The sequence below is a fragment of the Algimonas porphyrae genome (assembly GCF_041429795.1).
GTDB classification, from domain to species: domain Bacteria; phylum Pseudomonadota; class Alphaproteobacteria; order Caulobacterales; family Maricaulaceae; genus Litorimonas; species Litorimonas porphyrae.
Genome location: NZ_CP163424.1, coordinates 48,544 through 60,055, shown reverse-complemented (window position 1 = coordinate 60,055; position 11,512 = coordinate 48,544). Strand labels below are relative to the sequence as shown.

At 59.4% G+C, this 11,512-nt stretch carries 14 protein-coding genes; 9 read left to right on the top strand and 5 right to left on the bottom strand.

What is annotated here, in order from left to right:
- Positions 1-16: 16 nt before the first annotated feature.
- The 6 genes from AB6B39_RS00300 (at position 17) to AB6B39_RS00275 (ending at position 3,766) form a co-directional block, all read left to right on the top strand.
- Complete coding sequence (locus AB6B39_RS00300) at positions 17-799, top strand: YgfZ/GcvT domain-containing protein (protein ID WP_284372056.1); 783 nt, start codon at positions 17-19, stop codon at positions 797-799.
- Positions 800-875: 76 nt separating this feature from the next.
- The gene (locus tag AB6B39_RS00295) at positions 876-1,355 is read left to right on the top strand and encodes a GNAT family N-acetyltransferase (protein ID WP_284372058.1); all 480 of its coding nucleotides are present in this window, start codon (positions 876-878) and stop codon (positions 1,353-1,355) included.
- Complete coding sequence (locus AB6B39_RS00290; protein ID WP_284372060.1) at positions 1,352-1,702, top strand: hypothetical protein; 351 nt, start codon at positions 1,352-1,354, stop codon at positions 1,700-1,702. The genes AB6B39_RS00295 and AB6B39_RS00290 overlap by 4 nt, the downstream gene beginning before the upstream one ends.
- The gene (locus AB6B39_RS00285) at positions 1,695-2,303 is read left to right on the top strand and encodes a DNA-3-methyladenine glycosylase I (protein WP_284372062.1); all 609 of its coding nucleotides are present in this window, start codon (positions 1,695-1,697) and stop codon (positions 2,301-2,303) included. The genes AB6B39_RS00290 and AB6B39_RS00285 overlap by 8 nt, the downstream gene beginning before the upstream one ends.
- A complete protein-coding gene (locus tag AB6B39_RS00280; protein ID WP_284372064.1) occupies positions 2,300-2,560 on the top strand; it encodes a hypothetical protein in 261 nt (86 codons plus the stop codon). The genes AB6B39_RS00285 and AB6B39_RS00280 overlap by 4 nt, the downstream gene beginning before the upstream one ends.
- 60 nt (positions 2,561-2,620) lie before the next feature.
- The gene (locus AB6B39_RS00275; RefSeq protein WP_284372066.1) at positions 2,621-3,766 is read left to right on the top strand and encodes a beta-ketoacyl-ACP synthase III; all 1,146 of its coding nucleotides are present in this window, start codon (positions 2,621-2,623) and stop codon (positions 3,764-3,766) included.
- 601 nt (positions 3,767-4,367) lie between these two features.
- Here AB6B39_RS00275 and AB6B39_RS00270 read toward each other — a convergent pair.
- Together AB6B39_RS00270 and AB6B39_RS00265 are read right to left on the bottom strand one after the other, a co-directional pair.
- Positions 4,368-4,712 (bottom strand): DUF6481 family protein, encoded by a 345-nt coding sequence (locus AB6B39_RS00270; protein ID WP_284372068.1) that lies wholly within the window; start codon positions 4,710-4,712, stop codon positions 4,368-4,370.
- A gap of 392 nt (positions 4,713-5,104) precedes the next feature.
- Positions 5,105-5,584, bottom strand: coding sequence for a RidA family protein (locus AB6B39_RS00265; protein WP_284372070.1), 480 nt, complete (start codon positions 5,582-5,584; stop codon positions 5,105-5,107).
- 68 nt (positions 5,585-5,652) lie between these two features.
- On the opposite strand from AB6B39_RS00265, the gene AB6B39_RS00260 reads away from it, so the two are divergent.
- Complete coding sequence (locus AB6B39_RS00260; protein WP_284372072.1) at positions 5,653-6,270, top strand: nitroreductase; 618 nt, start codon at positions 5,653-5,655, stop codon at positions 6,268-6,270.
- Between the two features lie 235 nt (positions 6,271-6,505).
- Positions 6,506-7,180 (top strand): CIA30 family protein, encoded by a 675-nt coding sequence (locus AB6B39_RS00255; RefSeq protein ID WP_284372074.1) that lies wholly within the window; start codon positions 6,506-6,508, stop codon positions 7,178-7,180.
- Between the two features lie 9 nt (positions 7,181-7,189).
- Here AB6B39_RS00255 and AB6B39_RS00250 read toward each other — a convergent pair whose 3' ends face one another.
- From AB6B39_RS00250 to AB6B39_RS00240, 3 genes are all read right to left on the bottom strand, one after another.
- Positions 7,190-8,362 (bottom strand): isovaleryl-CoA dehydrogenase, encoded by a 1,173-nt coding sequence (locus AB6B39_RS00250; RefSeq protein ID WP_284372076.1) that lies wholly within the window; start codon positions 8,360-8,362, stop codon positions 7,190-7,192.
- 189 nt (positions 8,363-8,551) lie between these two features.
- Positions 8,552-8,980, bottom strand: a complete 429-nt coding sequence (locus tag AB6B39_RS00245; protein ID WP_284372078.1) for a PaaI family thioesterase — start codon at positions 8,978-8,980, stop codon at positions 8,552-8,554.
- Entirely contained in the window at positions 8,980-10,392 is a 1,413-nt protein-coding gene (locus AB6B39_RS00240; RefSeq protein WP_284372081.1) for a TldD/PmbA family protein, read from the bottom strand. Before AB6B39_RS00240 ends, AB6B39_RS00245 begins: the two co-directional genes overlap by 1 nt.
- A gap of 242 nt (positions 10,393-10,634) precedes the next feature.
- On the opposite strand from AB6B39_RS00240, the gene coxB reads away from it, so the two are divergent.
- Complete coding sequence (gene coxB / locus AB6B39_RS00235; RefSeq protein WP_284372083.1) at positions 10,635-11,492, top strand: cytochrome c oxidase subunit II; 858 nt, start codon at positions 10,635-10,637, stop codon at positions 11,490-11,492.
- Positions 11,493-11,512 lie beyond the last annotated feature (20 nt).

Genomic DNA, 11,512 nt, shown 5'->3' with positions numbered 1-11,512 from the left:
CGCCTATCTGCACATCATGCTGATCGCCCGCCGTCCTCGAACCATTCTGCGCCTGTCCGGCGAGGGCGTGAAAGACTGGTTCGGAGGGCTGATCACCAATTCGATCAAGCAGCCCGTGACATTTGCGGCCTTGCTGACGCCGCAAGGCAAAATCATCGCCGATTTCTTTGTGACCGACCGGGGCGATCATCTTCTGATCGATACGCCGGTCGCGATGGGTGCGGCGCTCCTGAAGCGTCTGAAAATCTATCGTTTACGGGCGCCGATTGAAATCGAGGATGTGTCCGAAGGCCTTCATCTTCACGTGCTCTGGAATAACGACGAACATGATGACCTGGGTGAGGTCGACCCTCGCCTGCCTGCGCTGGGCCGACGTCTGTTCGCCGATACGGCCAAGAAGAGCACGGGCAATTGGGACGCCTACCGGCTGTCGCTTGGCGTCCCTGACAGCGAATGGGATTTCGGCGTACAGACGACTTTTCCGGCTGACGCCTGTATGGATCAACTGAACGGAGTGGATTATCAGGGCGGCTGTTTCGTCGGGCAGGAGGTTGTCTCTCGCATGCGACGGATGACGACCGTGCGGAAGCGAATGCGCGGCGTGACCTTGAACGGTCCGGCGGAGACGGGCGACCCGATCAAGACGGGCGAGCGGACGGTCGGGAATGTTCTGCATACACATGACGGGCAAGCCATGGCGCTGATCCGCCTCGACCGCCTGCGCGAGGCGAGCGTCTCGCCGACGGTCAGGGGAAATCCCGTGACCATCAGGGACAGTGTGCTGGGGACGGATGGCTAGGTCGCGGCTTTGCCAAGACGATTTCTGCGGTCCTCCCGATATTGCGTCCGTCACTGGATTGCGGCAATCGGGTCCTATGTCCAGTTCAGTCAAAATCCGACGCAATGACCGCACGGCGCTGCCGCGCTTCGCCGCGCTTAATGCGGAATGGATCGAGCAGCTTCACGTTCTCGAAGAGTCCGACAAGGTCATGGTGGCTCGCCCGGAAATTTATCTCGAGCGCGGCGGACAGGTTTTCTCGGCGCATATTGACGATGTGGTTGCCGGGGCGTGCGCGCTCAAACCGCATGATGACGGGCCGCATGCGGGTCAGTGGGAACTGACCAAAATGGCCGTCGATACGCGCTTCCGGGGTCGTGGCATTGGTCAGTCGCTGATGGATGCCGTTCATGATTATGCACGCAACCGGCTGAAGCTTGACCGCATCTTCCTGCTGTCCAACACCAAGAACGCGGCTGCGCTTCGCCTCTATGAACGCAATGGCTGGGTCGTGAACCATCGGGGCGCGCACCCGACCTATGCGCGGTGCGATATCGGGATGGAGAAGGTGTTTTGATCGTCGATGTCGATAATCGGCGCTTCAGCCCGGTGACAAATAGCGAAGGCGGTCGCGTCAGCAGCGATGCTGTTTTCACCTTCCATCAGAACGGCCATGATTTCAGGGCGGACTATGCGGGCGCAGGTTTCACCGACGGGCATCTGATTGGGAGGATGAACGGGTCGGATATAGCTGAGCTTGTCTACCACTGCCGCGCGCCCGATGGGGCGCTTGAGGTCGGCGAAGCGACGGCCCTGTTTAAACAGATAGCTGATGCGCCCATGACTATCACGATGGCGTGGCGTTGGCTGAACGGTACGCAGGCGAGCGGAACGTCGCATTACCGGGAGATTCTCAATGACTGAATTTCCCGATCACGATCCGGACCTTCGCCGCTGCGGCTGGGTGCCGAAGGATGATGCGCTTTACTGTCACTATCACGACACGGAATGGGGACGCCCGATCCGTGATTCCAAGGCGCTTTTTTCCAAGCTGATACAGGATGGACAACAGGCGGGTCTCGCCTGGATTACGATCCTGCGCAAACGCGCGCATATGCTGAAAGTCTATGACGGGTTCGATCCGGATATCGTGGCGTTTTACACCGATCAGGACCGGGCCCGCCTGCTCGACGATCCGGGCATTATCCGCTCCAGATCCAAGATCGATGCGACGATCGGGAATGCGAAAGTCTATCTGGCGATGCGCGATGGCGGGATCCACTTTTCCGACTATCTCTGGGATTTCGTCGGCGGAAAGCCAATCGTCAATCACTGGGAGAGTTTCTCCGACGCCCCCGTCAAAAGCCCGGAGTCAGAGGCGTTGAGCAAAGACCTGAAGGCGCGCGGCTTCAAATTTGTCGGTCCGGTGATCGTCTATGCCTTCATGCAGGCGGTCGGCATGATCAATGACCATGAGCTCGGATGTTGCGCCCGGGAGGCATCGCTGAAGATGCGTTACCTGTGAGAAGATTGATTATCTCCTCTCTGGCGCTGTTGAGCCTTGGCGGATGTCAGAGCCTGCTGACGCTTCCAGTCGGCCCGACGGAGCCGGATCCTTTCGAGCGCTATGACAAAAGCGTTGATACGCAAACGGTCCGGGACTGCCTGAGCGGCGATAATGCTCGCTCGGGACAACCTGACTGCTTCTATCAGCAACGCGATCGACGCGATGCCGAAGAACGCGAACCGCCCACGCCTATCTCTGCGCCCTATGGCGAGTAACCTTTGACGCGCGCGTCCGGTTCGCTACATGGGCCGGATAGCAGCAAGGGACGTTCGTTCGTGAAAGCCGTCATTTCCTCAACCGGACTGTGGACGCCGGAAGACTCCATTTCCAACGAAGAGCTGGTCGAGGCGTTCAACGCCTATGTCGACAAATGGAACAGCGACAATGCCGATGCGATCGCGACAGGCGAACGCGACCCGCTGGCGCATAGTTCTGCTGAGTTCGTCGAAAAGGCGTCCGGCATTAAGAGCCGGTACGTCCTGTCCAAGGCCCCGATCCTCGATCCGGATATCATGGCACCGCGCATTCCAGCCCGTGCAAATGACGAACCGTCCGTTCTAGCGGAAATGGCCGTTCATGCTGCACAAGATGCGCTCTCCAATGCCAGCAGAACGGCAGCGGATATTGATGCGGTGATTGTAGCGTGTTCGAACCTGCAGCGCGGCTATCCGGCGGTTGCCGTGGAGGTGCAGGACCTGCTCGGTATTGAAGGTTTCGGCTTTGACATGAATGTCGCCTGTTCCAGTGCGACCTTCGGGTTAGAGGCTGCGCGCGGGCTGATCTATGGCGGGCAGGCGAAAAGCGTGCTGGTGCTGAATCCGGAAATCTGCACCGCACACCTGAACTTCAAAGACCGCGACAGTCACTTCATCTTTGGCGACGTGGCGACGGCGATCCTCGTCGAGCGTGAAGACGTTGCCCCGACGGAGCATTGGGAGATCATTGGCGCGAAGCTGGTGACCAAATTCTCCAACAATATCCGTAACAATTTCGGCTTCCTCAATCACACAGCGCCGGAAGATGACGGCTTCCATGGCGACCGGGGCCGCAAGGGGCTGACCGACAAGCTCTTCGTCCAGAACGGACGCAGCGTCTTCAAGGAAGTTGTGCCCATGGTTGCCAAGCTGATCAGCGCGGAGGCTGAAACGCTCGGCCTCGATCCGAACAGCCTGAAGCGCATGTGGCTGCACCAGGCGAACCTCAATATGAACGTCCTGATCGCCAAGAAGGTGCTCGGCAAGGATGTCGAAATCGAACAGGCTCCGGTCGTGCTGGATGAATATGCGAATACATCTTCCGCCGGATCAATCATCGCTTTTCATAAACATTCTGACGATTTCGCGGATGGCGATACCGGCCTGATATGCTCGTTTGGCGCGGGGTATTCGGCGGGGGCTGTGTTTGTGCGCAAGGTTGGGTGAGGGGCAGCTCCAATACCCAAACCAAGGCTCTCAAGGTCTGGGCTTTAGTCTCCAGTAACAGCTTTCAAGCCCTCTAGCTTGAGCCGTCTCATCTAATATTGCCAGATCACGGTCCGCTTGCCTTAGCGAGAAGGCTTGGGGTAACTTAATTTCTATGAAAGACCCGAAAGATTTCGAATTCCGGTTCGGTGAAGTGTTTCAGCCAATTTTCTTTTGGGGGGTTGGAGCCTTAGAACTCAGCCTCATTATATACACGCTATATATGGAGTTCGTGACGGGCGCTGGGCCCTCTTTACTAACGACGATCTTACCTTTGAGTATAATAGTTGCGATCGCTTGGGCTATTCTGGCCGTGCTGATTGCACTCGCCATGATGGGTCTCAAAAAGCTGAAAGGTCGCACGCGGCACTAGCTCCGGGGCCGAAAACCTTTTCACCTCTTCCTCTCAACCTTATTCGTGAGAGGCTTCGGGTCATTCAAACTGAAATCCTCAGCGTGTCCAAGACAAAGGCGATGATATCCAAGGGAATGGATTCAGCGGTCTTGGATTACGAAAAAGCCCGGCGCGGAGCCGGGCTTATCTAATCGATAGGGCTGTCGTTTAGCGCTTCTTGCGGGCTTTGCGCGCCGCATATTTGGCGTCGCGGGCTGCTTTTTGTTGTTTGGCCAGCTCTTCTTTGGCCTTCTTGCGGGCCGCGTCAGCCAGTTTCTTCTTGCGCTCGCGTTCGGCCTTTTCGGCTCTTTCCTGCTCGATCTTGGCGGATTTTTCGGCGGCACGCTGTTGTTCGCGTTCCTCACGGGCCGCATTGCGTGCGGCACGTTCTTTCATCAGCCGTTCTTTTTCGGCAGGATCGAGTTGCTTCTCCTTGGCGCGTTTCAGCATGGCCATTTTGGCCTCTTTTTGCGCCTGGAGGCGGTCGTTAAATGTTTGACCGGGTATGCTCATAAGATGGATAGTCTTTCGTCTTGTCTCGGGAGAAGACCGCTATATCGCGGCGACGGCCTGATAAATCAAGGCGTCGCAGGCTGAAACGGCCCTCTAAATGAGATCAATTTCGCGAATTTGTCGTCTTTTTACAGCGGCAGCGACAAGACGGGTCTGGGGCGAGCGTAACTCCCTCAGTCGGCAGCCTGTCATCCTTCTCGCGACCCAGACCCGTTTGCGCCTCCGTCCAGTGATTCTCGTCCGACAATCGCGCCATCAGCCGCACCAGATCCGATCCCGGTAATTGAACGATCATGACATCTCCATTTTGCGAGTCATTCGCAATATGGAGAGCGCTACCATTTTGAGAATAATTCTCAACTAGAAAATTGCCGCGCCCTCGTGGTTTCACGCTATTGGCTTGATGGCACCGCTATCTCCGCGATACAGTCAATCTCGACGGCGACGTCGAGGGGCAGGCTCGGCGCGGAGACTGCAAACCGTGCGTGTCGTCCGGCGTCGCCAAACAGGGCCACCATCAAATCCGAACAGCCATTGATGATTTGCGGGATGGCCGCTCCGGTCGCGTCCGGTGTGGCCTGCACGAACCCGCCCAGTTTGATGATACGCGTGACCCGGGACAGATCACCGTCACAGGCTGCCTTGAGCTGCGCGACGATATTGAGCCCGCAGAGCTGCGCGGCGCGCTGCCCGTCCTCGAGGCTCAATCCATCTCCGAGCCGCCCGCGCACGATCTCGTCGCCGATCTTGCTGATCTGCCCGGAGACGAAGACCTGCGACCCGCTGACGACATAAGGCACATAATTCGCGACCGGTGCCATTGGATCGGGGAGGGTGAGGCCCAGTTGTGTCAGTTTTGTTTCGATCTGCATTGCGATTGCCTTCCTGTAGTCCCAGATAGAACGTGCATTCCTTTAACCCGTTCACCTGACGGATTCCTATGCCCGACAGTTTCCCTCTTCCAAGTCGTAATGTGCCCGTGATCGATTTTCTGGCGACGCGGCGCAGCAACCTGGCCAAGTCCATGGCCGAGCCCGGACCGGACGCCGATACGCTCAAGGCGATCCTGACGACCGGCACACGTGTTCCTGACCATCGCAAGCTCGCCCCGTTCAGGCTGCAGGTTTTTCAGGGTGACGCCCGCGCCCGATTCGGGGATGCGCTGGCCGCAGCCTACCGGGCCGATTATCCGGATCACCCTGAAGAGCGCTGGCAATTTGAGGCGCATCGCTTTCTGCGCGCACCGACCGTCATTGCCGTGATCAGCGCTCCCAAGGATTGCGTGCGCGGCACGCCGATATGGGAACAGCAACTCTCGGCGGGGAGCGTCTGTCTGATGTTGTGTCTGGCGGCACAGGCGCACGGCTTCGGGGCGCAATGGCTGACCGAATGGTACGCCTATGATTCGCGCATTCAGGCCGAACTGGGCATGTGCGACGGCGAACAGGTCGCCGGTTTCGTCTATATCGGCACGCCGATCCAAGCCGCATCGCCGCGCGCTCGCCCGGATCCGGATGAGATCATTACCCATGTTAACGACGCTGCCGACATAGGTTAATTATGTGCATTTCTCCGGCATTTGCTGGGGAAAGCGGATGACATGACGGGCGGCTCTGATAGGTCGCGGCCTGAGGTGTGAGCTTCGCGCTCATCCTCAGCCCTCGGTCTCCATTGCGCCCCGTGAGACCGGGGGCATCTTTCCTTCCCCTCCCTTAGACCGCTATGCTTTCGAACCATTCCGGTCGTCCGCCCGTAAAGTGGGTCTTTGAACGACTTTGACGGACTGTTTCGCCATGACGCGTTTGTTTCTCTCAGGCTCCGGCTTCGCCCCGATGCTTGGCCAGATTTCGGGTTTGATCCTCCTTCTGGGTTTGCCGCTTACGGCGGCGTGCGCGCCCGGATCGAAAGTTACCGGGACCGAACCGACCGTGACCATGGCCCAGATGGAGGCCTGCACCATGAAAATCGATTTCTCCGACGCGGCCGCTGTCGCGCCCTGGCAGATCGTCAATGACGGTGTGATGGGCGGCCTGTCGCAAGGGACGCGCTATCATGAGGATGATTTCATGGTATTTCGCGGCACGATCAACACGAATGGCGGTGGTTTCTCCTCGCTGCGTCGGCGAATGCAGCCGGGCGATCTGAACGGTGCCAATGGAATGGCCATGCGGGTGCGGTCGGACGGTCGCGGATACACGCTGACCTTCCGGACATCGGAACGCTGGCGCGGACGCGCCGTCTCCTATCAGGCCGATATTCCGGCCACGATGCCGGGTGAGTGGAGCGAAGTCTTCCTCTCCTTTACAGACATGCGAACCTCCATTTTCGGACGAACCGTCCGGGCGGCTCCGTTCGATCCATCCGATGTGCGCGAGATGGGCGTCATTCTCGCCGACGGCGTGGATGGAGACTTCCGGCTGGACCTCGCCAATCTGGCCTGTCGCGGCGCGTCGCCCCAGCCCGTCTAAACGCCCTGCCTAACGAGTCTCGCCAAAGAGCTCGCGACCGATGAGCCAGCGGCGAATTTCGGACGTTCCCGCACCGATCTCCATCAGCTTGGCGTCGCGCAATAACCGCCCGGTCGGATAGTCGTTGATGTAGCCATTGCCGCCCAGAATCTGGATGGCGTCGAGCGCCATCTGCGTTGCTTTTTCCGCTGCATAGAGAATGCAGCCAGCGGAATCCTTTCGGGTCGTCTCGCCCCGGTCGCAGGCCGCGGCGACGGCGTAGGAATAGGCCCGCGCAGTGGACAGGCTGACATACATGTCCGCCATCTTGCCCTGGATCAGCTGAAACTCGCCGATCGATTTTCCGAACTGTTTGCGCTCGTGAATATAAGGCAGGACGACGTCGAGGCAGGCCTGCATGATGCCGATCGACACGGCAGACAGTACGACCCGTTCATAGTCGAGCCCACTCATCAGGATCGCCGCACCTTGCCCGATCTCGCCGACCAGGTTCTCTTCCGGCACGAAGCAATTATCGAACACCAGCTCCGCCGTGTCGGACCCGCGCATGCCGAGTTTGTCGAGCTTCTGCGCTGTCGTGAAGCCTTCATAGTCCTTTTCGATCAGAAAGGCGCTGACCGACTTGGACCCGGCGCTCGGGTCGGTCTTGGCGTAGACAAGCAGCGTATTGGCCGTCGGTGAGTTGGTGATCCACATCTTGGTGCCGTTCAGCAGATAGCCGCCTTGCGCGCTCTCCGCCTTCAGCTTCATCGACATGACGTCCGATCCGGCTCCCGCTTCGCTCATGGCAAGCGATCCGAGATGCTCGCCGGAAACGAGTTTAGGCAGATATTTGGCCTTTTGTTCCGCATTGCCCCAGCGTTCGATCTGATTGATGCAGAGATTGCTGTGCGCTCCGTAGGACAGCCCGATCGACGCGGATGCCCGGCTGACTTCCTCGATGGCGATCGTATGTTCCAGATAGCCAAGGCCCAGGCCGCCCTGATCTTCGGACACAGTAATGCCGTGCAGACCCAGCTCGCCCATTTCCGGCCAGAGGTGGCGCGGAAAGACGTTCGACGCATCCACCTCGGCGGCGATCGGCGCAATCTTATCCTGCGCAAACTGATAGACGGCTTCGCGAATGGCTTCGGTCGTTTCCGAGTGGCCAAATTGAAGGGTCGGATAGGGTGTGGTCGGCATGAATATCTCGTGGTCGGTCAGAAGCTGGCTTTCTCGCCTCTTAACGCGTTCCCGTCCGGAAAGTCTTGCCCGAAAATACAGCCAGCGCGCGCGCTCTCTCCTGCGTCATCCCGGCCAAAGCGCTTGTGCCGCAGAGCCGGGACCCGACGCAATGGAGTGTGATGCGACTCCCGGACTTGTCGGCTGGACTCAGCCGGCTTTTGCGCCGGTAGCGTAGGTGACGACGGCTTGGGCGCTGGGTTTGTCATTGTCGGAGCCACGCAAGGTGACGTTGATCACGCTGAGTGTGCGGCCGAATTTCACGACGTCGGCCCAGGCATGAAGCTGTTGTCCCTTGGCGGGGCGCAAAAAGTCGATGGATAAGGCGGTGGTGAAGGCGGGAGCGGTCATGCCGGTGTGGCTGAAGACGCCCATTAACCCGGCCGTATCAGCGATCGCCATCATGGTCGGGCCGGAAATGAAACCGCCGGGGCGCAACTCTGCCGGACCGCAGGACAGGGTCAGCGCGACCCGGCCTGTCTCCGCCTCGGTAATGAGTGGGTGGTTGGGTCCGTCGAAATTGGCTTTGAGAAAGGCCGTCATGGCGTCCGCGCTCGGACAGGCGGTGGCTGCGCCCATCAGGCCGTACCACCGACCGTCAGCGCTTCGACATAGAGTGAGGGTTGACCGACTCCGACGGGCACGCCCTGTCCAGCTTTGCCGCACACACCGATGCCGGGATCCAAGGCCATATCGTCGCCAACATGGCGGATCTGTCCCAGCACTTTCGGACCGTCCCCGATCAGAGTTACACCCTTGAGGGGTTCTTCGATCTTGCCCCCTCTGACGCGGTAGGCCTCTGTGCACTGGAACACGAATTTTCCGGATGTGATGTCGACCTGCCCGCCGCCGAAATTCGATGCGTAAATGCCGTCTTCCAGTTCGCCGATCATCTGGGCCTGTGGCACGTCGCCCCCCAGCATGAACGTATTGGTCATGCGCGGCATGGGGGCGTGGGCGAAGCTTTCGCGGCGGCCATTGCCCGTCGGTTCGACATTCATAAGGCGCGCATTGAGGCGGTCCTGCATGAAGCCGACCAGCTTGCCGTCCTCAATCAGAACAGTGCGTTCTGTCGGCGTCCCCTCATCATCGACGCTCAGCGACCCGCGGCGACCTTCCAGCGTGCCGTCATCGACGATAGTCACGCCCCGGCTTGCCACCTGATCGCCGAGCCGCCCTGCAAAGGCGGATGTGCCCTTGCGGATGAAATCGCCTTCCAGACCATGCCCCATCGCTTCGTGCAGCAGCACACCGGGCCAGCCAGGGCCGAGCACGACATCGAACTGTCCGGCGGGTGCATCGACCGATGTCAGATTGACCTGTGCCTGGCGCAGGGCCTCGCGCGCCATCGGCTGCCAGACGGACGGGTCCGTGATCTGGTCATAGGGATAACGGCCACCCGTGCCGACATAGCCGGATTCGCGGCGACCGCCCCGTTCGGCGATGACCATGATGTTCAAACGGACCAGCGGGCGGACATCGTTGATGCGCGCGCCGTCCTGTTTCAGAATGGCGATGGCGCGGCGCGATCCGGCGAGCGTGACCGTGACCTGCACAACTTCCGGGTCGAGGGCGCGGACAAAGCCGTCAATCTGCTGCAACAGTCCGACCTTGTCGGCAAAGCCGGGATCTTCGGTCGGGTCGATGTCGGGATAGAGGGCCTGGTTGGTGCGGCGCGGCAGGGCGGACATGACACCGTCATGGCCAAGCTTGACCAGTTGCACCGCGTCCGAGGCACGACGCAGCGATTCGGGCGAGAGTTCGGATGACTGCGCAAAACCGGACGCTTCGCCCGCGACGCAACGCAGTCCGAAACCGCGCGAACTGTCAAAGCTGGCTGTTTTCAGCCGGCCATCGTCAAAGGAGAGCGCTTCGGAGGTCGAGCGTTCGATGAACAGTTCGCCGTCATCGGCGCCCTTGAGCGTATCGTTGAGAATGCGTTCGGCCTGAGCGGCGTCCAGATCGCTATCATCGAAAATGAAATCGGCCATGCGGGCTCCGGGGGCAAAAATAACCCGGGTCAGTGCGAACGTGTCGCAGTTGCCCGGCTTTTCAGTCTCAAGCGGGTATCAGGGCTTCCATCCGGCAACAAGCCACGATAAAGGCTGCCGTAATTGTCATGTCACCTGCGACAATCCGTATCCGTTAGGGGGCTCGGAAGGTCGGCTTTTCATGGCTATATCAGGGATCGGGCGGGCGGAAACGGCCTGCCGCAGCACGTTAAGAGGATTTCATGCGCGCGTTGAACGCTACGCTGAGCACGATCGGGGCGGGGGCCTTGGCCCTGATGTCCGGGATCGCCGCTTTCGCCCAGGACAAACAGGTCGGCCCGACGGATGGGGGCTGGTGGCTGCCGGATGCCGCGACCCCGGTGATGGAGGAAGTTCACTTCGTCCATAATTTGGTCATGGTGATCATCACCGCCATCGTGATTTTCGTCTTCCTGCTGATGGCCTATATTCTGATCCGCTTCCGCGAGAGCAAGAATCCGGTCCCGAGCAAGACGTCGCATAATACGCTGATCGAGGTGATCTGGACCGTTGTGCCCGTGATCCTGCTGGTCATCATCGCCATTCCGTCGATGAACCTGCTCTACAAGCAGGACCGTCTGCCGGAAACGGAGATGACGGTGAAGGTCGTCGGCAATACGTGGAACTGGATCTACTCCTATCCCGACTATGAGGGTGTGGAAGAGTTCATTTCCAACCCGCTGGACGAAACGCAGTCGCGCGAGGTCGGGCAGCCCTATCTGCTGGCGACCGATGCGCCGCTGATCGTGCCGATCAACACGCGCGTCAAAGTGCTGGTGACGTCAGTCAATAATATGCACAGCTGGACCGTGCCGGCCTTCGGCATCAAGATGGACGCCGTGCCCGGCATCATCAACGAGACCTGGTTCGAAGTGTATGAAGAAGGCACCTATTTCGGACAGTGCTCCGAAATTTGCGGCATTCGCCATTACAAAATGCCAATCGAGGTCAAAGCCGTCAGCAAGGAAGAATTCGCGCAATTCATCGCCAGTGGCGGTATTCCCGAAGACAAGCTCGCGCGCCTCGATGGCGGCGCAGGCGTGACTGCGGCAAACGACTAGCCCCGGCGAACAAGGACAAG